Raw genomic sequence first — 26,972 nt, 5'->3', positions numbered from 1 at the left:
TTGTTTTAGTTAAATAGAAACTATCAGGGAAGGTGATTCTGGAAATTGCCGTCGTGCGTCGAGTTTTTAGCTTTCGACGACACTGCAAGAAAACTAGAAGACAAGAATCGCAAATATCAAGGCTAAAAGGTCAGCGCTCGACGAGCGTGTATCGCTCTATCACGCATGCCGGCGCTCCATTAATTTGACGTGCACGATGTAGCACCTAAAAAACTACAAGTTTAGTTTCAGACTCGATCCCTTGGCTCTTGAGACACAAGGACACATTACCCGCTCAACTGTTCTTTCAGTTTCACTCAAACAGTTATCGGCATGATCAACTTCACCATCCAGGACTTTGACCGCACAGGTTTTACAGTCTCCGGTTTTACAGCTGAAGGGATGATCAATGCCGTTCTCAAGCAGCGCGTCAAGAAGACTGGTCTGTTTGTCCACGTGGATCTGTTTACCGGAATTCGCCAAGTGAACTGTAAATGCGTTTGAATTATCAATCTTCGCAGCACTGAAACGCTCGTAGCGAATTCGATCAGCATCGATAGAAAGCTGCCTGCCTTCGTCCAGCACTGTATCAATCAAGCTTTGTGGTCCACACACGTAAAAGACACTGTCTGGGTCAGCGCTCGCCATGACATGCCTGACATCTAACTTCCGTGTCTGACTGTCATAAAGAGATATCTCGCTTGGAAAAGCTCTTTCCAGGCGATCTCTAAACGCCATTTCCATTTTTCCGCGGCCGGCATAATGCAAATTAAAACGTGAGCCGCGAGCTTCTAAAGCTTGTGCCATCGCTTTGATGGGAGTAATACCAATACCTCCTGCCAATAAAACCGCAGGTCGTCTATCTTGGTGTAACGAGAAATGGTTTTCCGCCGGATGGCAATTCAACTGCATTCCCAAATGATACGTTTCATGCAGTGCTACTGACCCGCCCTGCCCATTTTCGTCCTTTAAGACCGCGATCTCATAAATATCCCTTCGTCTCGGATTGGAACAAATAGAATAATGACGCTCTACCAGCTCCCCGCTTTTTAAACGGACGGGAACTCGCAAGTGAGAGCCCGCATTTACGGCAGGCAACGCTTTACCACCCGGATCTCTTAACTCGTAGGCCCGGACCCTTGGCGTCAACTGCCGAATGCCACTAATGACCAGCGGCAGCTCTCCGTCTCCCATCGCCTTTCGGTCATCCAAGCCATTTTCATCCAGATGTTGTATGGGCGTTTGAGCGCGCTTTACTTGCTGCTTCAACCTTTCATTTTCAGACGCCAACGGCGCAATCAGGCGCTCTAACTCCTGCTCGGTAAACCTTGGCGTAATATGCTGCGGGCAATTCCAGTCAAATGCCTCTACATGAATCAGAAAAGCTCTCTCTACATTTGCTCGGTAATGGTCTACCTCCAGTTTCGCGAGGGTTTCCCAGTCCTGATTAGGTACCAGCTCCACCCGGCCCATGAGTTTCAGGCGCCGTTTATTGGGGTAATCCATAAAAAACAGAGCGATTCGATCGTTCGTCTGAAAGTTTCCGGTACTTACATATTGTCTATTGCCGCTAAAATCTGCGAACCCCAGCGTTGACGCATCCAGTACCCGCATAAAACCTTTCGGCCCACCACGATGTTGCAGATAGGGCCAGTTGGTCTCGCTGACACTGGCCATGTAGAAGCTATCTCTCTCCTGGATAAAGTCAGCTTCGTGCTGGCTCAATAAATGGTTATAGTCTTCGCCCTGGTCCATTTTGGCGTAGCCAGACCGGCTGTTTTGCTCAATTTGGACTTGCCTAACGCTGTCCGTAAAAGCTATTTGCGCATATTTATGTGGCATGACGTTGGCCTCGCTGAGCTGAAGAACCGCGCTTAATATTTTGAAAACCAAAGCGCGGCGTTAACAACAATTTGATCAAATGATTACTACTATGCCGCTGTATTTAGCTCTATCTTGGGAAAATCGATTTCCACCCGGCTGGCTTTTCCCAGGATATTGGTGAGTACGTTCATCCCGACATGCGTAATTATTTCGACGATGTCGGCATCGTCGTAGCCCGCAGCCCGAACTTCCAGGAGTTCAGCGGTAGAAACGGCGCCGTTATGCTCAGCGAGAGATCTGGCAAATTTTACTGCGACCGCTGCTTTTGCATCCTGGCTTCCTCCGGCCCTGTTCGCTTCGATTTCATCGTTTGACAGCCCTGCTTTACGGCCGATTGCAGTATGTGCAGACACGCAATATTGACATTCATTCTGCTCAGCCAGGCCTAACGCGATTCGTTCACGGGTTTTTGGATCAAGAGTTCCTTCGCTTGCGATTCCGTGCAGACCCAGGAAAGCACGAAGTGCTGCAGGCGAGTTCGCAAATATTTTCAGGAAATTCGGCACCATGCCCAACTGGCCGTGAATGGCCGAATAAAGCTCTTTTTGTTCATCGCTGGCATGCTCATTGGTGACTAGGTTAATTCTGCTCATGGTCTGCTCCTTAATAATTAATGGTGGTTTAGGCGATCTAGCGAAAGCTTTCATTCGCCGACGAGAGCAAGTTTGGCCAAAAACCCTTGATTAAAGAATACCCGAAATTCACAATACATTATTCCTAATAGCGGAATAATCAGGGCGCCAATCACTGGAATGACCGGGAATGTCTATGGATCAACTTCATCTCATGAAAGTGTTTGTCGCGGTGGCGGAGGAAGGAGGGTTTGCACCAGCCAGCCGACGATTAAACATGTCGCCCCCAGCCGTTACTCGAGCCGTCGCAGCGCTCGAAAGCGAGCTAGGGGTCATGCTTTTCACCAGGACCACGCGCATCGTCAAAACAACCGACGCAGGCTCACGTTATCTGGAGGACGCACGCCGAATTATCCAGGATATCGAACTGGCCAATGAAGCCGTAATAGGGATCAACTCGGAGCCCAAGGGGCTTCTGAGCGTGACAGCTCCGGTTCTTTTTGGTCAGCGCTATATCGTTCCTGGCCTGGTTGAATACCTCAATCGCTATCCACAAACCCAGGTTGAAGCCATTTTCCTTGATCGGGTGGTGAATTTACTCGAGGAGGGTTTCGATGTAGGAATACGGATAGGCGTGTTGCCGGATTCCAGCATGAGAGCGAAAAAAGTCGGGCATGTTCGGGTATTGCTGGTCGCCTCGCCAGACTATTTGTCACAACGCGGCATACCTCAAAACCTGGACGATCTAAAAAATCACACCTTGATTTCGTCTCAGTCCGGAAGTATGTCGCACGACTGGAAATTTGACCTGAAAGGTAGGAAGACGGCGTTTCATATTCATCCAAGATTAATGGTCTCCACGAACCAAGCAGCGATTAATGCCGCCTTGGAAAGCTTCGGTATTACAAGGGTGATCTCCTACCAGGTAGCCGATGAGCTGAAGGCGGGGCGGCTCAAGGTCGTCCTGGAGAATTATGAATTGCCAAGGATTCCGATTCACATCGTGCACAGAGAAAGTCGACTGTCCTCTTCAAAGGTGCGAAGTTTTATCGACCTGATGGCACAACGGCTCTCTAATGAATTAAGCCTGACTTGATTGCAAGAGTTTCAGCGTTCCGAAGAGACGCATTGTCAGGCATTCAATCGTTTCTCAAACCTTCCCTGGTGCTTCTACTGAACACTTAGCCCATTTTTATGAACTTTCTGCCGCCTTATCCCTGACATTTGCAATGACAATACCGTTAACAAACACAGCGGAGGAAATTGCTAATGTCATTCAATCCTAAGATCACTTCTTTGACTCTCTACCATCAGCCCGGTTGCCCTTTCTGCCAGGTCACCTTGGGCGCGCTGAACTCTATCGACACCGAAGTAGAGCTGCGCAATATCGCAGGTAACTCGGCGTATCGAGAAGAGCTGGTCAAAGGCGGAGGTAAAGCCCAGGTCCCCTGCCTCAGAATTGACTCTAATGGTCAGTCGCATTGGCTCTATGAGTCTCAAGCAATCATTCAATACCTAAGACGCCGAGCAGCTTGAGAAGCTCAATAACAGTGCGAATGGTGCAACGGAAAAGATTGGAGAAAGAAATGCTCAAGCGGAACGTTGATGTTGCGATTATTGGTGCCGGTACGGCGGGGATGAGCGCCTATCGAGAGGCTCGAAAACATACCGACAGTATTGCGCTTATCGAAGGCGGTCCCTACGGCACAACCTGTGCGCGTGTGGGCTGCATGCCGAGCAAACTCCTTATAGCGGCAGCTGAAGCAGCCCATGCTGCCGGCCATGCAGAAATTTTTGGAGTGAATGTGCCTTCCGTGGAGGTCAATGGCGCAGCTGTTATGGCGCGGGTAAAGGCTGAGCGTGATCGGTTCGTTGGATTCGTCGAAAACGACGTCGATGGGTTCGATGATAAGCACAAAGTTCGTGGGTACGCGCGGTTTTTGGACGCTCACAGGCTATTGATCGATAACGGTCTCGAAATCATTGCCAAACGGATTGTCATCGCAACCGGGTCGAGGCCTTCTATTCCCCAAGTACTCGAGGGTGCTGGCAATCGAGTTGTCATTAATGATGATATTTTCGAGCTGGAGCAACTCCCGAAATCCGTGCTCGTTGTTGGTGCCGGCGTGATTGGGCTTGAACTGGGACAGGCCCTGAGCCGCCTGGGTGTAAACGTTACGATGCTGGCGCGCGGTGATTCGATAGGCGGTATAGGCGATCCAGAGATCCGCGGTATCGCGGCCGCCACATTCCAGTCCGAATTTGACCTGAGATTGAATGCTGAGGTCCTCGGAACGGAGTTGACCCCTTCCGGGGTCAGGCTCGCCTACCGCGATGCAACTGGCGTCCAGCGAAAGGAAGATGTGGACTACGTGCTTGCGGCGACCGGACGAGTTCCGAATACCGACAAGCTCGATTTAGAGAAAACGGGATTGGTTCTAGATGGTCGTGGCGTGCCTGTATTTGACCGGCACACCCTTCAGACCAGCCTGCCCCATGTTTTCATTGCGGGTGATGTTAACAATGAAATCCCCCTCCTGCATGAAGCTTCAGATGAGGGGCGCATAGCGGGTCGTAACGCGGGCGTTTTTCCCTTGGTTGAGGTCGGCCATCGCCGCGCCGGTCTGGGTGTAGTCTTCTCCGACCCACAAATTTCTAGCGTAGGAAAACGAGCCCAGCAACTGAAAGAGCAGAGTTTTGTTACGGGCAAGGTGGGCTTTCATAATCAGGGTCGCAGCCGCGTCATGGCAAAAAATCAAGGCATGCTTAAGGTCTATGTGGAGAAACGCACTGGTATCTTTTTGGGTGCCGAAATGTTCGGCCCTGCAGCCGAGCACATAGGTCATCTTTTGTCCTGGGCGGTCCAACAGTCTCTCACAGTGGGTGAAATTCTAGCGATGCCGTTTTACCACCCGGTGGTTGAAGAGGGCGTGCGCACAGCCTTCAGAGATGCGGCCGCGCAGCTGGATACAGCGCAGAATGAGGAGGATGTTTATGCCACTGCTCGTATTGTTTAAACGTCACACCCGGCAAGCAATAAAAGTAGCTCTGCTGGTTGGTACCGTTCTATTGGTCATTAATCAACTGGATGCCCTGTTGGGACACGATGAAATTCGTTGGTTACCAGCTGTACTGACCTACTGCGTGCCATTTTTCGTTTTCTTGCTAGGTAAGTGGTCGGCCGGGGGGCCTCGCAAAAACGCTCAGGAATAAACGTTTCTCTTACACGGTATCGCTAAGATCCGTTGGTCTCAACGCAGCCTGAATCAGTGTGATGAGATCATTCTGGCGGCGATCTGCTTTGCTGACAGAGCGGCTTCGAGATCGCCCTCAACATGTGCTTTGATCGTGGCCCCTTCCTTCAATAACGAGAGTGCATAGGCCAGATTTTTGGCCTCGGCCTCGGAGCGGGTCACTTTCCTGGCGTGGCCGAGCAAGAGCTCAAACACCCGTGCTTTGTGCTCAGCGCAACGCTTGTGTACCTCATGTTCCGGGTCACTGAACTCGCCACAAGTGTTAATGAAGAAGCATCCGCAAAAGCGGTTTAGCATGGGAACTTTATTGTTAAACCAGTCGTGAATGGCATCGAATACCTCCAGTAGGGCTTCCTTGCCGGCTGCGCACTGGCTCAATCGATCAGCCAGCCAGCCATAGAAAACAAAGTCGCGATGCACAACTGCCGCTTCAACAAGGCTGTCTTTGCTCTCAAAGTGATTATAAAGCGTCTGCTTTGCGACCTGAGCTACATCCAGGACCTGATTGATACCGGTGGCATGAATCCCCTGCTCGTAAAACAGTTTCAATGCCGTGTCGATCAAATGCTGCCGTCGTCCCATTTCTTCCCCCCATCTTTGACTGGCCTATGTTGCTAGATATAGACAGATCTGTCTATAATCAAAATAGACCAACCGGTCTAGTTTTTATTTTGCTTTCAATGGAGATCAATGATGAGCAACGAACGCCCGCCAATTCCGCCCTTTGACCGCGAGGCTGCTATAAAAAAAGTTCGTCTTGCGGAGGATGGATGGAACAGCAGAGATCCAGCCAAAGTTAAGCTTGCTTACACTGAGGACACGCGCTGGAGAAATCGAGCAGAATTCGCAAATGGCCGTACAGAGGTAGAGGAATTTTTAACCCGAAAGTGGAATCGTGAGCTGGATTACCGCCTGATCAAAGAGTTATGGGCATTTTCAGACGACCGGATCGCTGTAAGGTATGCTTACGAATGGCACGATGACAGCGGGAACTGGTTTCGATCCTATGGCAACGAAAACTGGGAATTTGACGCGAACGGTCTGATGAAAAACCGGTTTGCGTCTATCAATGACAGTCCGATCAAGGAATCAGACAGGCTGTTTCGTTGGTCTCTTGGCAGAAGACCGGATGATCATCCTGGTCTAAGTGACTTGGGAATCTGATACTTATTATGGACAGGCTATCTTTCATACTCGAACAATTGAATGTGAACGCAGGGGTGTTTTTCCGAGGGCAGCTCTGCGGACTTGCGTCGTTTGAAGATGAAGGAACCGGCTACATTCATGTGCTCCGGTCGGGGGTGCTGGAAATCACTGGTGCAAATGGCGAAAAAAGCACGCTTAGTGAACCAACTCTGATTTTTTCGGTAAAGCCCCAGCCCCACCGGCTCTTTGGTGCAGATCGCAGTGGCGCTGAGATGGTCTGTGCTTCAATTAAATTTCAGATCGGGGAACGACACCCAGTTTTAGAGGCCCTGCCGGCCACCGTTACCCTACCCTTAGACTCCGTGCCGGGATTGGGCGCTTTTGTAGAGGTTCTCTTTACTGAAGCGGAAACGAACCACGAAGGTCGAGATGCGGTCATGAATCGACTCGTGGAGCTCATTTTTGTGAATGTATTAAGGCATATTGTCTCCGGCGGCAATTCGAACAAAGGAATGCTGGCAGCGCTGGCAGATCGCCAGATGAGTAAGGTCATCAATTTTATCGACGCTAATCTTAGTCAGGATCTAACGGTCGATAAATTGGCGGAAGTGGTGGCCATGTCCCGTTCCAGTTTTATCCAGAATTTTAAGAATCTACTGGGAATGAGCCCCGGTGAATATGTGCAAAATGCAAGGATTGCAGCGGCAAAAAAACGGATCAAGAAAGATCTGCCAATGTCCCTCATAGGCCTCGAAGTTGGCTATGAGGATCCATCGGCATTTGCTCGTGCGTTCAAAAAAAATACCGGCCTGACTCCCAGAGAATGGAAGAAACTGAGCACAACCACGATTGGTTAGTCGTGGAATCCAGAAAGAAGAACTGCTTATTGTTGGAAACCGTTCCCTTATCCCTCTCGCGATTTTCCCCGCCCATGCAGTGTCACGTGCACGATGTACAGCAAGTACGCCCCAATAATGACGTCGACAGCGCCGCAGAACTCCGGCCACCAGTTGGGCGTACCGGAGTTAATGAATAGTTCATCATGAGCCACATCATAGATGGCATGCCCTATGTATCCGACGGCGAGCACAATAAGACTGGCAAGGCTTTTTGACTTGTGGGCAATGATGGCAAGGGATAAAAATCCGAGACTCACCAGTATTTCTTTAAAGAGTGCATCAAAATCCCCTGCCCAAACTGCGAAAACGAAGTAATAGACAGGAAATGTTGCCAGGAAAACTGCGTAAAGTTTGATGCTGTTAGCAGAGCGAGCGCGTCCCAGCTTCCCGATAACTATCGCAGCAATGATGGTGCCGACTACAAGCGCAATCACATTCATTTGCATATTCCGTATCTCCGGTCTTTTCTGTCGCGCCTATCACTGTGATGGCATCTCGATAAATTTGGGTTCTTCGTTTGCGTTTGGATTGATGAAAAGTTCATTGCATCAGAAGAAGCACCATCACCATCCCGGTCAGGATTAAGAGTGAGAGCGTTGCGATCAAGAAGAATCGTAATCGCATCGGCACATAATTACTGCCTACGTGCACATAGGCGTGAGTGTAACGCGCAAGGACGAATACCCAGGCAAGCCCAAGGGTATAAACGTTGGTGAACTCCTGAGTTAAAAGAATCATCGCAAGCACATAGAAAATGACCGGTGTTTGAAACTGGTTAGTGATGCAGTTGGACACTTGAATAACGTCGCCAGGCCATGCATTCGTATCCAGAGCTGCTTTCTTCAAGTCGACGGTTTTGCTGCGTCGAGCGGCAGACTTTCGTTTGCCCAGAAGGATATACAGACCAAATACCAGAAACATATGGGCCAGCACCGGGTAAAGAATCAGCTGGTTGCTCATTGGTAGACTCCTGATTGTGCCTTTGCGGAAGCGTCTTTTGCTGCCCTCGCCAACGTAAACAGGGAGCTAAGAAATACCCAGCCAAAACCCAGAACACCAACGTTGATGCCAAAGGCTGTTTTTTCGGTGCCATCTGGGTGAACCATGGATCCTCCATAAAGATCCTGCATGGCAAACGCGGCGAGGAAGCCCCCGGTTACCAGTAAGGCGATAAGGCTTGCCTTGCCTCTTCCGTCGGCAGTAAACCAGGTCAACCACAGAGCAACGGCTCCAAGCGATGAGTTCGTGATCAACTGCCACACCTCATGCAATTTTGCATGAGCGACCCAGGCAGAATTGAAGACGTGGGTATCGTTTATTTCCAGGTAAGGAACGACAACCGCGTAAAGAACTATCCCAAATGTGATCAGTGCTTTATCTAACATTATTAATCTCCTGTGTTAAGAATGTTATTCGTTAAAAACTCAGGGTGAAGCCGGCTGTAATCCGGCTTTCATCCCGGAACTGGCCAAAAGTGCCGCTTCGCTCTCCAAAGAAGAGGTCAGAGCCCGCCCGGATGACCACGTTGGTTGCAGCGGTGTATTCCGCTTCCAGCTGTATCAATGAATCCTTAACGTCTACGTCATAGATGCTCAACGCCTCCAGCTGAAGCGCGTTGTTAAAAGCATCCCGACGTAACAGCAATGTCACCATTTCACTGGAGCGTTCGGTGCCGCTCAGGTGGTTGAAACGGTGGGTTTGAAACAGCTGGCCGCTGATAAACCAGTCGGCGAAGCCACTGAAATCCAGGCCAAGGACATAAGATGCAACCTCAGACTCAATGACATTCCCTGAGGCGGTATCGAAAAATCGTTTTTCGGTCTCGACCCCGATTTCAGAGCGCAACGTCATACTGCCGAAGGGTTTTGAGGCAGTGGCTCCAATGAGGTGTGAACGGTTGTAGCTTGCGAGGACCCTTCGCTCTGCGGAATCGAAACGGATCAGCGGATCATCAATGGTGTGGTACAGATAATTCAGCGTCAGATCCCATCCCTTCTGAAAGCTCGATAGCCTGAAACCAACATCGCTCTGCTCAAGTGATTCCGGGCGATCCACCGTTAACCTGCCCTTGCCAAAAGGGTCTGGAATGACGGAATAGGATGCTCCCGGCAGCGGGCTTTCGGTGACCGTGGCGTCGGGAATCCAGACAATTTGCGCCGTCCATTCCTCGACTGGAATTTCCGCCAGCGCAGACCACAGAGGGATTCTGCGATGCTCGATGTCGGGCAAGATGAACTCGCGGTAGCTCAATGGGTTGATCACATCCAGCACTCTCAAGCCATCTGCCTGGCCCCAGACAATCTGCTGTTTACCCACTCGGAGATAGGTGTCCGCCAGGTAATGATCCAGATAGAGTTCTCTGAGCTCCAGGTCGATACGGTCATCGGGGAAGTTCTTACGAGTGAGCCCTGCCCTAAAGGGCTGCCGTGGCTGGCCTGGATCAAGATTATCCTCTGCATCCATGCGTGCTTCTCCCAACAGTGTGAGACGGGCACCCGAGTTAAACCGGGCAGTCCACTCTGGCCGCCAGATCAGTTCCTGTTTCTGCCAGGTGCCAGATTCATGAGTATAGGCACTCTCGAAGCTCACAAGAGACGCATGCTCCAGATCCATCGCGCTAGCGAACGGACCGATACCAATCAAATTTACGAGGGCGATAACTTGAGTGAAGCGTTTCATTTCAATACCCCCGCTTCAACGCATGTTGTTCGAACAAGCGAGCAGGTACTTCAGCTCCGTAATCCGTGTTCTCGAATTGGATGCGGGTGCTGTGACCCGTTTTCTGGTTCACCGCTTCAAGTTCGCTTACCGCCCAGATGCCATCAATGTTTTCGATGTTTCGGGCGTAGACGGTCTTCAGGAAATTCCCGTTGACGTCCCAGTACTCGTTCTTTCTGGGGATCCAAACTGTCGAATCGATCCACAGCACCACCTTTCCATAACCCAGAGCATTGCTGACTTCCGCGGAAACCGGTGTGGCCTCCACTTTCCAGGTGTGATGGCCGTCGACCTGCGCTTCACCCAGAAGGGAGAAGCGATAGTCCTCCGCAGCGATCTTGCTCTCCTTTTTGATCTCCTCATACGTAAAGTCCGTGCCGAGGAAGTAATCCCCACGGTCGGAAGCCGAGATGCGGCGTACTTTCCGTAGTGCGGGGAGGTAGAGCCACTGGTCATCGTCCCTCTGTGACTCTGCATAATCCCAGGTCAAAAATGCGGTGCCCGCGACCGTGCCCGGCTTTGTGTAAAAGATGACGGTTTTCTTGGTCTCGCCAAAGTAGCGACGAAAGGCGCGAGTTTGCTCTTCGCGAACGCTCCCGCGACTATCCGTGAGCGTGATCTTCATATCTCGCTGAACCGAAGTCCCCTCCGGCCGAGTATTCATTTGCTCGATGATCTGTCCAACCTCAGGCGCTTCCTCTGACGCAACGGCCGTTTTGGCGAGCGTCCCTACGAGAAGGATTGCTACAAGGATGAGGCTGGTTTTCCAGAAACTGCCATTTGGATTGAATATAAATCGCGGTTTGAAGATGTAAACGATTGCAGGAAGCACCAGCAAACTGGCGAGGAATGCGATCGATACGGCCAGTGCCACCAGAGCTCCAAAATTGATCAGTGGCGGGACCTTGCTGGTCATCAACACGCCAAAGCCCAAAGCAACCGCCAGAAGATTGAACCAGAGAGCCCTGCCAGTGGACATAAACAGACCGGCGATCTGCTGTTTCATCGACGCGTCAGTACTCTGGGGCGAGAGTTGTTTGAGGCGCTCAATGGTGTGGATGGCGAAATCGACACTCAGGCCGATGGCGATAGCGGCGAACATGGATGTGCCGACGCCCAGCCAGATTCCCTTCAGTCCCATTACACCGTAAATCACCAGGATTGAAAGACCGACGGGTATGCCAGCCATCAAGGCGCCGACGATGGATCGGAAAAGCAGTGCCGCCATCAAAAATACGGCCACAAAAGAGACGATCACGCTGTTCAGATGGGTTTCGGCAATACCGCCAATCCAGTGATAGTCTACGTTGATTCGACCACTGATCTGCGCCGTGACTTCACCGTTAAACTGGGATTGCAGATAGCGCTCAAGTTTCGGAACCAGGGATTGAGACAGCAGATAAGAACCTTCTTTCAGGCTGGCCCTAACAAGAGCAGTCTGGCGCTGAGAATCCACCCGCTCCTCGAAATCGGTTGGATCACCAGAAGCAGTATAAAGAAGAAACAATTGGGCAATCAGGTTCTTGTCGTCCGGCAAGGAATAGAACCGGGCGTCGTCTTCATTGACGGCTTTGTGCATCTGCTTGATGTAATCAACGATGGACGTCGTGCCATGTACTTCAGTTTGTTGTTCGAGGAATGTTTGTAGCTCATTGATTTTTGAAAGAACGCCAGGGTCATATATTCCTTCAGCTTCAGGCGTTTCAATCACCACATCCAGGAAATAAGTACCGTCCATAGCCCGATTGATGGCCTTGTCAGCCACGTAAATCGCTTCATATGGCTGGAAATTTTCAATCCGTTCCTCATTCACAATGACCTTTGTCGCGCCAACCAAGGAAATTGCGGCTACCAACATTCCGCCACCCAGAACCTTCCTGGGATGCTCCAGCGCGACATGGGACAGGACCTTCAAGATTCCACGGCTCTGACGCTGATTACTCTGATGCTTGAAAGCACGACTGGGCTTCAGTTTGACGAAGGAAAGCAGTGAGGGCGTGACGAACAAACTGAGAATTCCGGCGACAAACACGGCAAATGCGCCAAACACTCCAAAGAATTGCATGGGCGGCATGTCGTTTGTGGGGTAAAGCGCAAGGAAACCCGCTGCCGTGGTTAGCGTCGTCAGCGTGACGGGACGCCAGATTCTGGCCATCGAAATCGCAATCGCATCGGCGCGCTGCAAGGAAGGATCGGCTGCCTGCGTTTCGTAATACTCGGAAAAAATATGAATGGAGTCCGCCACGGCAATGCCAATCATGCAAACAATGAGTCCATTGGTGATGACGAAAAACTCAGTGCCGCTGGAGGCCATCGCGCCAAGTGTCACAGCAACGGTCCCCAGCACAATCAAGTTGGGGATCAAAGCAGCTCGTAAGGAAAAAAACGCAACGACCAGAACAGCAGTGATGATGAGTGCCGCAAGAGGATTCAGTCTCTTGGCGTCTCGGTCGATGTACTCTGATAAAAACCCGACTACGGCACCCTCTCCTGCTACATGAACGTCGTTCGACCCAGTGGGTGCCTGTTCTATTAAGGTAGTGACGGCCTGATAGGTAGCTTCTGCCTGCTCTTGGTCCAACAGTTCGGCGATAACAAGCGTCATTGAGCCGTCTGCAGCAACCAGACTGCCCTCATAGAGGGGGAAATGTCTGATGCCGTTTTTTATCCAGGCGATGTGCGCGTCGCTCAGGGGGCCATCAAGGAATTCTCGAACCTCCATGCCAAACGTATCGCCCTCAATATTGCTTTCCGTGGCGAGGCTCGTAATCCCCTGAGGATCAATATTTTCAACAGAGGCCAGGGCATTGGTCAGCCAGCGCACCAGTTCAAGGCTTTCCCGGTTGTAGATGCCCTTCTCGCCGCTGTTGGCGACAGCAAGCACAAGGGGGTCCTTAAGGTTAAAAATGCGCTCGACAGCTTTCCGGTACACCAGTGCAGGCTCGTTTTCATCGATAAATGCATCCGCCTGGGTATTCTTTTTCAGCGTTCCGAGCTGACTTCCGAGGCCGACCACCATAAACAGCGCCGTAATAAGTGTTAGCCAGCGCAACTGGATTACGCGCAAGAAGAAGCCATAAGCACGCGTGTGCCGTTCCCCATGCGTGGAAATTTCCTGAGCCATTGCTCCTCCCTAAGTGTATATACACTATAAAGCTTTAAAAAAATGGCGTCGATACGCCACACCGATTACCTAATCAAAATTCAGGACGCTTTCCGCACCTCTTGAACGGGGCCGAGGAATTCCAGAATTTCGGTGATGACAATGTCATCTTTCAGGATCCGGTTATGACCGTTTTCCCGAGTTTCGACGAGACGGCTTCTTGGAAACGCTTTATCCAGCTCGTGAGAATCGCTTGCTGGAATCTCTCTGTCATCGCGATCGTGAAACAGCAGAACCGGTTGCTTGATCGAAGGGGCAAGCTTAACCAGGTCTAGTTGGTCGATGGTCAGACCGACCTTGCCCTCCATCTTTCGGATGAAGATGTCCCTACTGCTTTCGCCCAGATCCAAAAACGAAGCGAAGCGGTTGAGAACTCCTTCGATGGAGGCAGGCCCGGAAACCAGGGCAAGGCGATTAAAGCATTGCTTGACCGCCTGTACGTATACCAGCGCGGCTGATCCGAGGGAGTGACCGATGGCTACATCAATGTTTTTTCCAATGAACTCATAGGTATCGAGAACAGCCTCAATAAAACGCCCTGGGTGAGACTCATTAGCGTAGGAATCGCCGTGCCCCATCGGGTTGACCGCAAGGATGGTGTACTCAGCAGGGTCGAGCTGGTTCAGCAGATCCGAAAACTGCCCAACCCAACCTGACCAGCCGTGCAGCAGCAAGATGCTTTTCGACCCCTGCCCGTAAACAGACAGCGTCCCGCCCCGCTTCAGCGCCGTGCTGTAGTTAAACTGCGCCCTGACAGCGTTCCGCTTTTCTTCACTGATGCGGGGGCTTGTCATCAAACCAACCGCTTTTTGGGCAGCTTTGGCGGGCAGCGCCCGACTGTATGTGCCGAACGAGAATCTGAACAGCTTCATTGAGAATGTCATCACCTTATACCTCCGTTTTTAGATTCGGGTGCATTGCCGTTGATAGGGCCGCTGATTAAAGTGTATATACACTTCAAGTAAAAAGGCAACCCTTTTTTGATGGATTTTATAGAGGAATTTTTGAGCGCCATGGACATGCCCAAGGATTTTGGATTACGCTAAGTGTATATACACCTAAAGAGGCCATGAATTTTATGTCGGATGCACTGAATGCAGATCTGATCTCCCCTCTGGATATCGGGAAAACATGTGCGGCGCTTTACTCGCGGGTTTTTTCCAGGCTGGTCACCCGCCATTACAACAACAAGCTGGCAGAAACCGGGCTTCGCATTACTCAATTTTCGATTCTGAATGCGATCAAACTCTACCCGCCAAACTCGATCAACGAGCTGGCGGAGCTGCTTGGCATGGAGCGTACATCGCTCCAGCGTACGGTCGAAAAACTGATATCGAAAGGCTTGCTGCAGACCAAGCCCACCGGCAACAAACGGTCGCTTGGGCTGTCACTTACGGCTGAGGGTGAAGAAATCTATTCTGAGGCTTTGATTAAATGGGAAGAGGCTCACAAGGAGTTTACGGATCTTGTGGGAGAAGACGACTGGGCTGAAACCACTCGGAAGCTCAGGCGGTACAGTCAGAAGTTGCAGAAAACCCTGTGAACTCGAAACGCCCCTGCTTCGACAACAGTGAGGTTGTTCATTGAGGACCTGAGGCGGTGCGGTATTTTGATGTGGTCGTCCAATTACAGTTGTGCATGCTGGAGCATACGATGCGCCCGATCTTTCAATCCCGGACAGAGTGTTTTGTCTTCCCACCGCAGCACATCCTGGTAATACAGAATCCTGCCGGTGTATCCGTCATACCTGTTGGCAAAGCTGTCGATACAGGTTTTCCACAAAACGACAAAGTCACTATCGAACTCTAGTGCAGGATCCTTGAAGCCTGCGATCAGTCGCTGGTATGCGCTGATTTGCTGAGAGGTATATCCCATAACGTAGGGCTCAACGTTCTCAACCAGGCGGATGAACTCCCATCCCTGGGTGTGGTTCAACCCTTGTGCAATTGCGCGCTGTATAAGGTGGTCACTTTTCCCGGCCATCAGCAGAGATTTTGAGTACATGCCCCAGAATAGGCTGGTGGACTCATAGTCAGGTTCTCCTAACATTGCGCGCAACTGCCTCACGTCACCTTCGGTCGCCAAGATGGTCTCGGTCAGTCGATGCATCTCGGCTTCTTCCCTATCAAGAGCGTGTGCGACCCAGGTCATGATCAAAGCCAGAATCAGACTACCCACAAACAGACTGAGCAGCAGCAACCTGATCTTCCCCGGTTTTGCGTGCCCAGCCACCCTCGAAGCGATTGCAAGCGTCATGCAGTTTCTCCACGGCCTTGAATGAGGAATCGAGATTGTTCACTTGCGCATTTACAAGAATAGCAGCCGGACGCTGCATCGTTATTTAAAGCTGCGGGACGAGTTTCAGTCCAGTTGAATTGCACGGTGAGATTCTTTATTGCGTCTATACTTTTGAGACGATGTGTTCCGGGCAGACTCAGGTACGAGACGATGGAATTCAGGGCCCTACTCTATATCGTATTTCTCCTTTGCTGCGCGCCGACGCTACTGTATGCCGAGGGTATTCGTGTCAGCCTTCAACTCCAGCCCAATCAGAGAGACAGATTCGAGCAGATTTTTGACCAGTTTTACGTTGAAACCGGTATCAGGGTGACATCGGTCGTCGAGTCAGATCTCGCTTATAAGCGGAAAGTCCCTGTCTGGTTGATAGAGGGCAAGGATACGCCTGATGTGATGTTTTGGAGTGCCTCGCAACGCCTGTATGGCTATGCAGGAAGAGGTTTGATTTTGCCAATTACCGAGGTTTGGGAAGCACAGAATTATGACGATCAGTTTTTACACGTAAAGCCAGGTGTAACGCTCGACGGAGACGTCTATGCAATTCCGTTTGCCTATTATCACTGGGGCATTTTCTATCGGAAAACAATGGTTGAACGATTTGGTGGAGTGCCTGACGACTGGGAATCCTTTCTGAACGTTCTAGCCAGAATGAAGGAAGCTGGCATTACTCCCATTGGTATCGGATCGAAACAGAATTGGCCCGCTGCTGCCTGGTTCGATTACATTGACCTGCGCATAAATGGCCTGGAATTTCATCTTAACCTGCTGAATGGAAAAGTGTCCTTTCATGATGAAAGGGTACAAAGGGTCCTGAATGAGTGGAAGAAGTTAATAGATCGCGACTTCTATAATCAGGACCACAAACTTCACAACTGGGATGGCGAACTCCCTCTTTTTTACAGGAATAAAATCGGATTTCTTTTGCTCGGTAATTTTGTTGCCAGCAGGTGGCCGACTGGCGACCCGCTGGTTGAGGACATCGGTTTTATGCCCTTCCCCAAAATAAACGAAGACATGCCCTACTATGAGAATGCGCCTACAGACGTATTCATGATTCCCAAAAGCACCCCAAAAGTAGAAGAAGCAAAAGCGTTCCTTCGCTTCATCGCGCGCGCCGATGTTCAATCCTCTCTTAATGAGGGGTTGGGCTACCTTCCCCCCAATAAGGACGGCCGTGTTGGAGACGACCGATTCATTCAAGAAGGTGCCAGATTGTTGAGGCGGGCGGAGGGAGTTGCGCAGTTCTTCGATAGAGATACGCTGCCTGCTTTTGACAAACTGGCCACTCCGTTGATGGCAGAATTCATCACGACCGGTGATGTAGAGGAAATGACGAAAAAACTAGAGCACGCCAGAATCGAGGTGTTCGGCCCCCTAAACAGCAAGGACTGACCTGAGGGCCTCGACACGAATGGCAGCAGCCGCTACCAGTTCGATGAACTACCCGCGCTGGTCAATTCGCACGAATCGTACCGCACGCAACTCGTGGGCCAGCGCCACCGATCGGTTGTGTGATGTGGTCATCGGCGTTCTGATGAATGATAAACGTCGAACCATCTTCATCCAGCAGCCCATGCTTACCGCCTTTCAACGATACGAGCGACGTAAACGCCTCCATTTCGCCAACACCGTCTGCGCCTACGAAGATATTGGGCAGATCACCCGGTTCCGGCCCTTTTGGATTCATCAGCCCGTGAGCATCTTTTACTTTTCCTACATGCCCCTGCGCAGATTTAAAGCCAGTTTCCGGCAGACAGTCGCCGTGGCTATGAAGATGGAGTCCATGCTTGCCAGGTTCCAATCCAGTGACCCGAACATGAATCAAAACGCCATGTGGTCCTTGCATCAGATGAGCCTCGCCGATTACATCTCCTGAATTACCAATGAGATCGGCATTAGCCTTCATAGTGTGCTTGCCAGCATGAGCAGACAAAGCAACGACTGTGATAACGAGAGCAACTAGTAAACGCATCATTCATTTCTCCTAAAGGTCGCTGGTGAGCGGGCGCTCGTAAGCCCCGCCCCGTTCAAACCATTTATTTGGTCGTGATGCTTCCCCGAGCCTGGCTGGTCCATGCCCGGCCATCAGCTCGCTGTGACGTAATGGTCGACGTTCCGCTACCGGTTGCGCCCTCATAGGCGCCCGTACCGCCCATCACGGTCCAGGTCGCCGGCTCATCTTCCGCACCAAGCAAATAGGAAAAATACACCATGTCCCCATTGTCATAGATACTTGTGCAGTAACCGGCCCCTCCCGCTGCTCCGGAGCCATCCACTCCCTGGTGTCCAGTACACCACTGGCTAGCGACGTTGCCGTTCGCCTGAACCACGGTGGCATGGTTTCTGATGACCGTTTTCCCTTTTGCTCCACTTGGCATATCAACAGTCTGCCCCGGGGCGATTTGTACCCAATAGAGCGCGCTGTCGACTTTCTCGGTATCTGCGAGGACAGAGAACGCTGAACAGAATGCGAGAGCGCCCATGGCGCCGATAGATATCCTTTTCATTATTGTGGCCCTGATCATATGCATGATTTGTTTTAGGGCTTCCCTCAAAGGAACCGGGGTCGCCCGTATGGGCGCAGAAGTCTCAGCAAACTTCAGCTGAAGAAGGGCCGCGCTAAGCACGCTCCGTTGATACGTCCGTTCACGTAGTTACTTGAGGATTGCACATAGTTTCGGAATAGCAAGCAGAATGCGGAAGTATTTGTGAAGCACTTTCATGTCCTCTCGACCGCTCAGCCAATCTTGAAATCAACTCGTATGTACTAAACTCAAGAAAATATATCTGGCTGTCTCACCCACTAGACAACGAGGGCAGAAAATGAAACTTCAGAAGTACTTCCGAAACCGGTTACCCATGGCTTTCTGCTTGGGTCTTACCACTGCTGCTTTTATGGCCCACGCACACGAAGTTCCGTCTTCTTCTGGATCTGACACAAGTCAGTCTGCTGACGGGAAAACACCAGGAATGCAACACCAGTACCACCATGGAAATGGCTATCAGGGACACCATGGCATGCATGGCCAGGACGGAATGCATCATGGTATGCAGGGCCAGAACGGCATGCATCATGGCGCGCACGGCTCCGGGGCGATGGTTGGTGGGCCATTAGTGGAGCTCGGTCTTGACGATGAACAGCTTACAGAGATTGCCGGGATTCAAAAAGAACTGCGCTCAGAGCTTCAGGAACTGAAGGTCGAAAGGTACGAGGAATCGCTTAAGTTACAGGAGCTGTATACCCTCGATGAGCTGGATGCAGATGATATCAATGATCAGCAGCAAAGGGTTTTCGACGTTATCAAGGAGATCACCGAGTTGCAGGTTGAAGCTCAACAGGATATCCGAGAGGTTTTAACTACCGAGCAAAGAGCCAAGCTCCTTCGCGCCGGCGGTTGGCTGAAATAGCCTTTCATTAAAGTTGGAGTATCTTCGCCCTAACCTGGGTTTATTTGTTCTTATCAGCCTGGTGGCGTTCAGCGGCTGCAGTACCCGCGTTTCAATGCCGGATGAGGATGCGGTGAGCCAGCAGGACGAGTGCGTCGTGCTGGCGCATGGGTTGTGGCGCTCCAATCTCGCGATGTTGCCACTTGAGTGGTCGCTGACGGACGCGGGCTATGGTGTCGTGAACGTCGACTACGATTCAACGAGCAAATCCCTGTCCAGGCTTGCAGAAGAAGACCTCAGGCCAGCCATTGCGCGCTGTGAGAGCATGGTGGACGGTCCCGTTCATCTGGTGACCCACTCGATGGGCGGTATCATCGCAAGAACCTACTTGCAGGGGCGCACTTTGCCTCGCGGAGGACGGTTGGTAATGCTGAGTCCTCCGAACCAGGGCTCTGTCCTGGTCAGCCGTTTCGAGGACTGGCCGTTGGCGAGACACATACTGGGACCAGCCGGATTGGAGTTGAGCCAGGCCTCTGATAGCCCGCTGAGAAATCTTGAACCATTGACTGTCGACGTGGGCGTGATTGCCGGTACAAGCAACAGCCCCTGGACGGCCTGGGTACCGCACACCGACCTTCCACAGCCCCACGACGGAACAGTTTCTGTGGAATCGACTTTTTTACCAGAAATGCGGGATTTCAGGGCAGTTGACGCCAACCATGTCAGCATCCGACACTCTGAAGAGGTTTTCCAATTGATCCGCAAATTTCTGGAAACAGCGAGCTTCAGCGGGGAGGGAGCGGTGCCCCCTCACGACGAACAACTGTAGTGCGACGACCCACCAATCTCAAAGAGCTCTAGCGGCTTCAGTCGGTAGTATTTTCGCTCTGTGTTTTCTGATTGCTCGGCGTAGGGCTGCGTCATCACATCCTGCAGTTCCCTCAGCAACGTGTAGTCTCCGTTTGCCGCTTGCTGGTAAGCGGGCACAACCAGCCAGTCTCTCAAACTGTACTTCGGGTTAACGCGCTTCATCTCGCTCGATACTTCCTCAGGACCACCTTGACGCCTGAGCGAATGCCATTTTTTAAGCCAGGCCGACCAGCGCTTGTCTCTCGTTTCTGTGTCTTCAGAATAGGCCGGGTCTTTATAGAAACTCTTTCTTAGTGGCTCGATGTCATCTGGCAAGGACGATAGCTCCCGGAAGAAGATCGTATAATCGACAGGTGTCTGCATCATCAAGGCTGCAAGTTCCCTGAATAGGTCGACGTCAAAGGTGTCGATTCCAAGTTTGGTCGCCCACATTTCCTCCATCTGCGCTTGCATCACGTTCGGGAAACCACTTTGAATCTCGTCCAGCTGCTGCAAGCCGTCTGGATGTCCTGCCAGTAAGGGCCGCACTGCAGAGCAAAAGGAGTGAAAGTTGCGTTCGGCCGCCGCTGGCTGGTTCAGAAAGGCAAAATGCTGCCCACCCCCCGTCCACGGCTGGTATTGCGGATCGAAGACATCAATGAACCCGAAGGGGCCATAGTCGAGCGTAAAGCCGCCTGCAGCGCAGTTGTCGCTGTTGAAGTTACCCTGGCAATAGCCGACACGTATCCAGTTCGCCACAAGCGAGGTCAGTCGGCTTCGAAATTTGCGTGCAAGCAAGACGACTTTTTCAGCAGTGGTCAGTGATTGATCGATCACATCACCGTATTCACGGTCGATCAGATGCAAGACGAGCTGCTCCAGCTCCTCCATTGCCTTCGGATGCTCCTGTTTCCGGGCACGACGACCGAAAAGCTCAAGCTGCCCTACCCGAATGAACGACGGTGCAACACGCGTCGAAATCGCGACCGGCTCGGAAATGAGGATATCCGGGTCGATTGAGCGTGAACCCTCTGAATACCAGGGGCGCCTAACGTGCTCGGTCTTTGACACGTACAGGCTCAGAGACCGAGACGTTGGCACACCAAGCGCATGCATATGCTCCTGCGCCAGAAACTCCCGGATACTGGATCTGAGAACGGCGCGACCGTCCGCTCCCCGGCAATAAGGAGTGCGCCCTGCGCCTTTGAGCTGCATTTCCCAGCGTTGCCCATTAATGACGGCTTCAAGCACCGAAATTGCTCGGCCGTCGCCGTAGCCATTGCCAGTCTGGAAGGGGCACTGTTGGTAGAATTCGTTGCCGTAGATAGAAAGGGCATAACCGCACGCCCAACCGACGCTGCGCAGAGGTTCAGGCACATCTGACAAGTCCCCAGAGAACATGCGAACAAAGTCATCGGACTGCGCCAGGGCGTCGGCAAAACCCAACTCCTGGAACAGACCTTTTCCGTGCGCTACGTATTCCGGATGTTCGATCGGCGTTGGCTCGACCGGAACATAGTGGCCAGAGAACACTTGCCGTGGCGCATGGTCGGCGCCATTCGGTCTCCCTTCAGGATCGGCATTGAGCGTGTCCATGAATGAATAGTCTGCCAGCGGTGCGAGATCGTCGAGGGCCACGACCGTGGAGGGCGTTTCCCGGTGACGTCGCTGTGTCATAGAGGCTCCTTTAATAAACAATGCCGGATGTTAGATCATTCTACCCTTCCCGTTTATCATAGATACCCGCTTCACGGATACAGATTCAGGGATGACAGTAAGCCATGGGAAAACAACGATTTCGTTACTCTGCCAGTATTCTCAAAACCAGCCACCTGTATGGAGGCATCGGCGGCCTGCTCGCGTTTATGCTCGGAAGTATTCTGCTACTCAACGTGGCTGACGACGGAGAGTTCAGCTTAAGCAAGCTTTTCCTGGACGAGGATGGCGATGTCATTTTCGAAGTGCATCTAATCGGCTTATGCCTGTTGCTTGGCAGCATCGTGGCGTTTGCCAATCGTCAGGTTTGGTTGGAGCTGGACAGCGAGAATCTCAATATTCATATCCCGAGGTTTACCGGTCTCGGGCTGATGGGCTTTACCACCGGCAAGCACCGGGTGCCGTTGCACTCGATCCGCAGTATTGAACTGACTCCCGTTACGGGATTCCGGAATATGGCTCAGGCGCTTCAGCAGTCAAGACTCAGCCTCGTTACGGATACTCGGACTTATCAGCTGCAGCCCTATAATTTTTTGAAAGTGGGCCACCCCGATCACCGCATTGGCATTGGCAGTGCGTTTGGAAAACCCAAGACGAGAGTTGAAGCCCTCGTTAACCAGGCGCCTCTTGTCGAAGCGCTTTCCAGCACCACAGGCAATGTGGAACTTACGTCCAGCCCTGCCGATCGAACGGGCCCACTGGCCAACCACTTCAACCTATTGAAACACAAAGGCATGGTCGTGCAATTAACGCTTCTGGCGGTGCTCAGCAGCTATGCCCTCGTCGACTATTTGCTGCTTACCAACTACCTGGTCATTGGTGACATGCCATTGTGGCCCTTTGTATCTGCGGGATTGCTGGCAGGTGTGTTGGGCATCCAGCTGGGGAGCGGGGCGCCACGCACAGAGCGCCTCGGCCTGGCTGCCCTTCTCTGCGTCATCGCCTTGGCAGCCACCTATCCTGGTTTACAGCGCTACACCCTGATGGCCTCGACTGACGCACGTCCCGTTTACTACGACCACACTGAAACCGGCTACTTTCAGCACCCCAATTACCCTGCCATCGACCAACGAGACAGCAGCATTCCGGAATATTGGCAGAGCCTACCCCAGGATGAGCAGCATACGTTCTTTGTGCATGAATCAGGGCTGGGATTCGCGGTAGTCGATATGACAACCGTCTACGAAAAAAGCCGTGCATTTTACCGTGCGAACGACTGAACCGGACGGGATACAGGCCCGGATTTAACCCTCGGGCTGGCTGGCCAACTCCAAGAGTGCTTCCATCGCCTCATCAATGCGATCACTGGGCACAAACACGTGGTCGTGATAGAACCCGGCGATGACGTTGGTCGTTATGCCCCGCTCTGCGAGTAAGCTGGTTACTACAGACGTCAGGCCAAGCGCCTCAAGGCTGGAATGTCCCTTGAGCGTGATGCGACGGAAAACCCTGTAATAATCAAGGCCCTCTGCTTTGGCCTGTTCTAAAGGAATGACCAGGGTCAGCCCTTCCAGTTCAGCGATGCTGACAATGGGTTTCAGTTTTTCCAACTCGCCATACTTGGCTCGAGCCACTGTGCAGTAGACGTAGAGTGTCGAGTCCAGATTGGGAGAGAGGTTTTTTATCAAATCCTGGAGAAACTGACTTCGCTTCATGGTTACTTTCCTCTAACTGACTTTTTTCAGCATAACTGATTACTTACCAAGCGCCCATTCGCAAATGGCGTCCAAGTCCAGCGCCTTCCGTTTTGCGAACCGGTAACCACTCTAATCGCCGCTGAAGCTCAAATAGGCGACTTATTGGGAATGAAAAACGGGGCTCTTGGGCCCCGCGTAACGATATCTCGCTTAGGACATTGACGACTTGATGCCAAGCTTGGAATTGGCTGCGTCCCGGACTTCTCGATAACGATCGGCTTTTTCAGCCAGTGTTTCCAGATTATCTTCGGGGAAAATAGCCTTCTTCTTCTTCTGGACTTCTTCCTTCTCCATAGCAGACGGGAATAGCTGCTCCAGGCACCGTAGCATGACCTCAGGTGACACTGAGGCACCGGGCGAGGCACCCAGAAGCGTACCGTACGTTTTATCCTGTGAAACGATAATCTCGGTGCCCATCTGCAAGTCACCGTCTTTGATGATCTGAACCCGCTGACCTGCTTCTATTGGCTTCCAGTTAAACTTTTTGCTGAGGCCCGGCGCAAAGCTGTCCAACTCCTCGAACATGCTCTTGGGCCCTTTGAAGGTTTCAGACACCAGGTATTTCACCAGTGGGAAGTGCTCCAGTGCTACGTTGAGTAGGCCCGGAAGGTCATGCAAGCGCATAGAGCAGAGGTAGTCAAAGAAACCGCGGCCCTTTTCAAGGACAGGTTTGAAAGACGCGAATGGACCGAACAACAGATAATGCTGACCATCGACCACGCGTAAGTCCAGATGTGGAACGGACATCGGCGGAGCACCCACTTTCGCTTTGCCATAGGTCTTAGCTTTGTAGTGGCCAGCCTGCTCTTCGGTGATGGCCGCCTGAAGGAAACGCCCCCCAACAGGGAAACCTGCATAGCGACTGCGAAAGGGCTGGTGGCTTTTCTTTAGCAGCGGAAATGCACCACCACCCGCGCCGACAAACAGCACGTCGGCTTTGTACTGCACCTGCGAGCCATTGCTGTCGGTTTCAAGCAGCCAGCTTCCTGCTGGGCTCTTGTGCACACGCCTTACATGGGTCCCGTACTCGATATGCACACCCAGATCGTCGACAGCATGCCGGGCCATCTGTTCGGTCAAGGCGCCGAAATTCACGTCGGTGCCGGTTTCAATCACCGTCGCCGCCATCTTTTCGCTACGCGGGCGCCCTTCCATCGTGTAGGGAATCCAGCTTTTGATTTGGTCAAAATCTTCTGAAAACTGCATGTTTTCGAAGAAATGATGGGCCGACATTTCGTTGTAGCGAAGTCTCAATTCTTCAATCGAAGATTCAGAAACAATCGTGCAATGCTTGGTTTGATTGATGAAAGTCGTCGGATCCTTGATAGCGCCGTTCTCAACCAGGTGCGCCCAGAACTGCTTGGCGACGTTAAATTGAGCATGGATTTTCAGGGCCTTTTCAACCGAAATGACCTCTTCATCCACCGGCGTGTAGTTGAGCTCACAATTGGCCTCGTGCCCTGTGCCTGCATTATTGAAGGCCCATGAGTTGCCTGCACCCGGTGCACTGAGGCGCTCCAGGATGGTGACCTCAAGGTCTGGCAACATTTCCTTGGCAAGAACAGCCAGAGTGGTGCCCATAATGCCGGCACCGATGATGACCACTTTCATAATGGATTCCTGCAATTCTGAATTTTCTGATGTAAGTCAGCCACTTTCCGTGGTGTAAAACTATCATGCTTCGGGGTGCAACGCCCACTGTAGAGGGTTTCGCGGGCTGGTCCCGCGACTTCTTGAGCGGTATCAACCCTCCAGATGAAGTTTTGGCGAGTTGAAGAATTAGTTTCAACCGTTAGATCACCCTTACTGACGGCGAGGGTAATTGGATTACTGGAACTCAAAGGGAAGCTCAGAATCCTCGGGGACGCGCAGCTCAAACCCTGCCTTCAGGCTTATGGTGTTGCCGGGCTTGATGACTCTCTCCCACGACAATATCCCTTTGTTTTCCTGATAGTTCCGGGTAACCGGCGAAGTGATCTCCAGGGCCTCGACGGTCAGATCGTCCTGACGTGAAACCGGTAAACGGTCAAAAACACGCACGGTCACAGGCTGACTATGGTGATTGGTGATGTCGTAACGATTGACCTGTCGGATGTACTTTTCGCCTTTAAACACGCCTTGCTCTCCTTTCTGGTCCTCTTCGCTGACCTTTTCGGCAGTTATTCGGTCATTAACCCCAAAACCAATAGCAAGTTCCTCACCAGAAGCCAGCGTTTGCATGTGCGAACTGCCCACAGACTGGCCATCACGATAAAGGCTTACCGAACCCGCAGGCAGGGTTATTTCGGCTTCAAATGTGCCGGTTGCGTGAACGAAGCCCGTCAGATCCATCGCTGGAAATACTCGGGTTTCCACCTTAACCGGAACATCATGGCTGGCCACGTTCACGAATTGTCCAGAATTGTCGCTTTCAATCGTGACGGGCGATGTTACGACAAAGCTTTGAGTGTAGGCGCCGGCGTTATGAACGCTCGCTGCGTTTGGTTCCGCAACTCGGCTCTCCTCAAATTGAGGGCTGTCCATGGTTGTCTGGAGAGCGCCTTTCGCGCGGTAAAGTGATGGTGTTTCTGGCGATACGATCCAGGGCACCAGAGGTGGAATATCGGTACCTTGTCGGGCATTAGCGGTTGAAAGCGTCAGTTCGACATTGTTCCAGTCTGATCCCGTGTTCTGACGAATAACGGCCAGGTGCTCCAATGTCAGTGTGCCCGTTTCGCCGTTGTCATCCGTGCTTAACCGGGCGTTGTATTGGCTCCGCCAATTCGCTCCATTCGTCTGATAGGTGAGCCTTGCTGTCGCCTGGCCAGTTTGAGCCGCCTGATAGGTGATCGTCACCGTTTTCGTCGCCCGGGCATTTTGCTGGGTTGCTGCCAACTCTCGCTTCAGGCGGTCCCTTTCGGCGATATCATCGATCATGCCCTGCCGAATGGCCCTCACCTGGCTTAGAGCGTCAAGCGTGGTTCTCTGAACGGTTTGAGCAAGCTGTTCCAATTCGGATGCTTTAAGCTCACCCGGGGTTTCCGCTGCACCTGTCATCAGGTTGACTTGCTGATTCCAGGCTCGAATCTGGTCTTCCTGCCTGCCAATGCTGTTCTCAACGTCGCGAAGCTGTTGCTGTAACTCCCGTGTTTTTTCTGCAACAACCTCGGCCTGCTCCACCTGTTGAACCTGCACTCGCTGGATACTCGCACCCTGCACACCGCGGATTTCAGCAGTCAGTGTGTGTTCCTGCATAGCAAGAGGTAGTCCGGCGAGCGTCAGTTTTCCGCTGCCGGCCTTCAACTGGGCCTGCTCTTCCCAGACCAGCTGCGCATGGGAAGGATAAACAGTTGCAGACGTCACCTTTGCCTGGGCCGAGAGTGGAAGGCAGATAACCAGCAGCGCAAGGGTTCCTTTCATACAGTCTCCAT

27 protein-coding genes are annotated in these 26,972 nt (G+C 52.0%); 11 read left to right on the top strand and 16 right to left on the bottom strand.

What is annotated here, in order from left to right; genetic code table 11:
- Window positions 1-213 precede the first annotated feature (213 nt).
- Window positions 214-1,821: a 2Fe-2S iron-sulfur cluster-binding protein gene (locus QLQ17_RS08830; protein WP_283209220.1), complete on the bottom strand. Its 1,608-nt coding sequence runs from the start codon at window positions 1,819-1,821 to the stop codon at window positions 214-216.
- 89 nt (window positions 1,822-1,910) lie between these two features.
- A complete protein-coding gene (locus tag QLQ17_RS08825) occupies window positions 1,911-2,456 on the bottom strand; it encodes a carboxymuconolactone decarboxylase family protein (RefSeq protein WP_283209219.1) in 546 nt (181 codons plus the stop codon).
- Window positions 2,457-2,631: 175 nt separating this feature from the next.
- On the opposite strand from QLQ17_RS08825, the gene QLQ17_RS08820 reads away from it, so the two are divergent.
- From QLQ17_RS08820 to nrtS, 4 genes are all read left to right on the top strand, one after another.
- Entirely contained in the window at window positions 2,632-3,531 is a 900-nt protein-coding gene (locus tag QLQ17_RS08820; protein ID WP_283209218.1) for a LysR family transcriptional regulator, read from the top strand.
- Window positions 3,532-3,704: 173 nt separating this feature from the next.
- The gene (locus tag QLQ17_RS08815) at window positions 3,705-3,971 is read left to right on the top strand and encodes a glutaredoxin family protein (RefSeq protein WP_283209217.1); all 267 of its coding nucleotides are present in this window, start codon (window positions 3,705-3,707) and stop codon (window positions 3,969-3,971) included.
- A 50-nt stretch (window positions 3,972-4,021) separates the two neighbouring features.
- Window positions 4,022-5,452: a dihydrolipoyl dehydrogenase gene (locus QLQ17_RS08810; protein WP_283209216.1), complete on the top strand. Its 1,431-nt coding sequence runs from the start codon at window positions 4,022-4,024 to the stop codon at window positions 5,450-5,452.
- Window positions 5,430-5,648, top strand: a complete 219-nt coding sequence (nrtS, locus tag QLQ17_RS08805; RefSeq protein ID WP_283209215.1) for a nitrate/nitrite transporter NrtS — start codon at window positions 5,430-5,432, stop codon at window positions 5,646-5,648. The genes QLQ17_RS08810 and nrtS overlap by 23 nt, the downstream gene beginning before the upstream one ends.
- Before the next feature lie 53 nt (window positions 5,649-5,701).
- Here nrtS and QLQ17_RS08800 read toward each other — a convergent pair whose 3' ends face one another.
- Window positions 5,702-6,271: a TetR/AcrR family transcriptional regulator gene (locus QLQ17_RS08800; protein ID WP_283209214.1), complete on the bottom strand. Its 570-nt coding sequence runs from the start codon at window positions 6,269-6,271 to the stop codon at window positions 5,702-5,704.
- 111 nt (window positions 6,272-6,382) lie between these two features.
- On the opposite strand from QLQ17_RS08800, the gene QLQ17_RS08795 reads away from it, so the two are divergent.
- Together QLQ17_RS08795 and QLQ17_RS08790 are read left to right on the top strand one after the other, a co-directional pair.
- Window positions 6,383-6,853, top strand: coding sequence for a nuclear transport factor 2 family protein (locus tag QLQ17_RS08795; protein WP_283209213.1), 471 nt, complete (start codon window positions 6,383-6,385; stop codon window positions 6,851-6,853).
- 8 nt (window positions 6,854-6,861) lie between these two features.
- The gene (locus QLQ17_RS08790; RefSeq protein ID WP_283209212.1) at window positions 6,862-7,692 is read left to right on the top strand and encodes an AraC family transcriptional regulator; all 831 of its coding nucleotides are present in this window, start codon (window positions 6,862-6,864) and stop codon (window positions 7,690-7,692) included.
- A 47-nt stretch (window positions 7,693-7,739) separates the two neighbouring features.
- Here QLQ17_RS08790 and QLQ17_RS08785 read toward each other — a convergent pair whose 3' ends face one another.
- The 6 genes from QLQ17_RS08785 to QLQ17_RS08760 all read right to left on the bottom strand — a co-directional run bounded on the left by QLQ17_RS08785 (window position 7,740) and on the right by QLQ17_RS08760 (window position 14,499).
- The gene (locus tag QLQ17_RS08785; RefSeq protein ID WP_283209211.1) at window positions 7,740-8,174 is read right to left on the bottom strand and encodes a hypothetical protein; all 435 of its coding nucleotides are present in this window, start codon (window positions 8,172-8,174) and stop codon (window positions 7,740-7,742) included.
- Between the two features lie 100 nt (window positions 8,175-8,274).
- Entirely contained in the window at window positions 8,275-8,694 is a 420-nt protein-coding gene (locus QLQ17_RS08780) for an MAPEG family protein (RefSeq protein ID WP_283209210.1), read from the bottom strand.
- Window positions 8,691-9,119, bottom strand: a complete 429-nt coding sequence (locus QLQ17_RS08775) for a hypothetical protein (protein WP_283209209.1) — start codon at window positions 9,117-9,119, stop codon at window positions 8,691-8,693. The genes QLQ17_RS08780 and QLQ17_RS08775 overlap by 4 nt, the downstream gene beginning before the upstream one ends.
- 31 nt (window positions 9,120-9,150) lie before the next feature.
- Window positions 9,151-10,413, bottom strand: a complete 1,263-nt coding sequence (locus QLQ17_RS08770) for a DUF1302 family protein (protein WP_283209208.1) — start codon at window positions 10,411-10,413, stop codon at window positions 9,151-9,153.
- A gap of 1 nt (window position 10,414) precedes the next feature.
- Window positions 10,415-13,576: an outer membrane lipoprotein-sorting protein gene (locus QLQ17_RS08765; RefSeq protein WP_283209207.1), complete on the bottom strand. Its 3,162-nt coding sequence runs from the start codon at window positions 13,574-13,576 to the stop codon at window positions 10,415-10,417.
- 80 nt (window positions 13,577-13,656) lie between these two features.
- A complete protein-coding gene (locus QLQ17_RS08760; RefSeq protein ID WP_283209206.1) occupies window positions 13,657-14,499 on the bottom strand; it encodes an alpha/beta fold hydrolase in 843 nt (280 codons plus the stop codon).
- Window positions 14,500-14,684: 185 nt separating this feature from the next.
- On the opposite strand from QLQ17_RS08760, the gene QLQ17_RS08755 reads away from it, so the two are divergent.
- Window positions 14,685-15,158, top strand: coding sequence for a MarR family winged helix-turn-helix transcriptional regulator (locus QLQ17_RS08755; protein WP_283209205.1), 474 nt, complete (start codon window positions 14,685-14,687; stop codon window positions 15,156-15,158).
- An 83-nt stretch (window positions 15,159-15,241) separates the two neighbouring features.
- Here QLQ17_RS08755 and QLQ17_RS08750 read toward each other — a convergent pair whose 3' ends face one another.
- Complete coding sequence (locus tag QLQ17_RS08750) at window positions 15,242-15,871, bottom strand: hypothetical protein (RefSeq protein ID WP_283209204.1); 630 nt, start codon at window positions 15,869-15,871, stop codon at window positions 15,242-15,244.
- Between the two features lie 192 nt (window positions 15,872-16,063).
- Between QLQ17_RS08750 and QLQ17_RS08745 the strand changes: the two genes are divergently transcribed.
- The gene (locus QLQ17_RS08745) at window positions 16,064-17,305 is read left to right on the top strand and encodes an ABC transporter substrate-binding protein (protein ID WP_283209203.1); all 1,242 of its coding nucleotides are present in this window, start codon (window positions 16,064-16,066) and stop codon (window positions 17,303-17,305) included.
- A gap of 61 nt (window positions 17,306-17,366) precedes the next feature.
- Here QLQ17_RS08745 and QLQ17_RS08740 read toward each other — a convergent pair whose 3' ends face one another.
- Together QLQ17_RS08740 and QLQ17_RS08735 are read right to left on the bottom strand one after the other, a co-directional pair.
- Window positions 17,367-17,888, bottom strand: a complete 522-nt coding sequence (locus QLQ17_RS08740) for a superoxide dismutase family protein (protein ID WP_283209202.1) — start codon at window positions 17,886-17,888, stop codon at window positions 17,367-17,369.
- A gap of 61 nt (window positions 17,889-17,949) precedes the next feature.
- Entirely contained in the window at window positions 17,950-18,420 is a 471-nt protein-coding gene (locus QLQ17_RS08735; RefSeq protein WP_283209201.1) for a hypothetical protein, read from the bottom strand.
- 316 nt (window positions 18,421-18,736) lie between these two features.
- On the opposite strand from QLQ17_RS08735, the gene QLQ17_RS08730 reads away from it, so the two are divergent.
- A complete protein-coding gene (locus tag QLQ17_RS08730) occupies window positions 18,737-19,321 on the top strand; it encodes a Spy/CpxP family protein refolding chaperone (protein WP_283209200.1) in 585 nt (194 codons plus the stop codon).
- A 94-nt stretch (window positions 19,322-19,415) separates the two neighbouring features.
- Entirely contained in the window at window positions 19,416-20,129 is a 714-nt protein-coding gene (locus tag QLQ17_RS08725; RefSeq protein ID WP_283209199.1) for an alpha/beta fold hydrolase, read from the top strand.
- Here QLQ17_RS08725 and QLQ17_RS08720 read toward each other — a convergent pair.
- On the bottom strand, window positions 20,111-21,826 hold the full coding sequence (locus QLQ17_RS08720) for a protein adenylyltransferase SelO (RefSeq protein WP_283209198.1): 1,716 nt from the start codon (window positions 21,824-21,826) through the stop codon (window positions 20,111-20,113). The two genes, QLQ17_RS08725 and QLQ17_RS08720, sit on opposite strands and share 19 nt — an antisense overlap.
- Window positions 21,827-21,930: 104 nt before the next feature.
- Between QLQ17_RS08720 and QLQ17_RS08715 the strand changes: the two genes are divergently transcribed.
- The gene (locus tag QLQ17_RS08715; protein ID WP_283209197.1) at window positions 21,931-23,085 is read left to right on the top strand and encodes a hypothetical protein; all 1,155 of its coding nucleotides are present in this window, start codon (window positions 21,931-21,933) and stop codon (window positions 23,083-23,085) included.
- Between the two features lie 24 nt (window positions 23,086-23,109).
- On the opposite strand, the gene QLQ17_RS08710 is transcribed toward QLQ17_RS08715, so the two are convergent.
- The 3 genes from QLQ17_RS08710 to QLQ17_RS08700 all read right to left on the bottom strand — a co-directional run bounded on the left by QLQ17_RS08710 (window position 23,110) and on the right by QLQ17_RS08700 (window position 26,961).
- Entirely contained in the window at window positions 23,110-23,520 is a 411-nt protein-coding gene (locus tag QLQ17_RS08710; protein WP_283209196.1) for an ACT domain-containing protein, read from the bottom strand.
- Window positions 23,521-23,712: 192 nt separating this feature from the next.
- Window positions 23,713-25,173 carry a malate:quinone oxidoreductase gene (locus QLQ17_RS08705; RefSeq protein WP_283209195.1) on the bottom strand — a complete coding sequence of 487 codons (1,461 nt, stop codon included), beginning with the start codon at window positions 25,171-25,173 and terminating at the stop codon, window positions 23,713-23,715.
- Between the two features lie 216 nt (window positions 25,174-25,389).
- The gene (locus tag QLQ17_RS08700) at window positions 25,390-26,961 is read right to left on the bottom strand and encodes a mucoidy inhibitor MuiA family protein (protein WP_283209194.1); all 1,572 of its coding nucleotides are present in this window, start codon (window positions 26,959-26,961) and stop codon (window positions 25,390-25,392) included.
- Between the last annotated feature and the right edge of the window lie 11 nt (window positions 26,962-26,972).

Origin of the sequence: Marinobacter sp. CHS3-4, assembly GCF_030053415.1 — a bacterium.
In the GTDB taxonomy this organism is placed as follows: domain Bacteria; phylum Pseudomonadota; class Gammaproteobacteria; order Pseudomonadales; family Oleiphilaceae; genus Marinobacter.
This window is presented reverse-complemented; position numbering and strand designations above follow the sequence as displayed.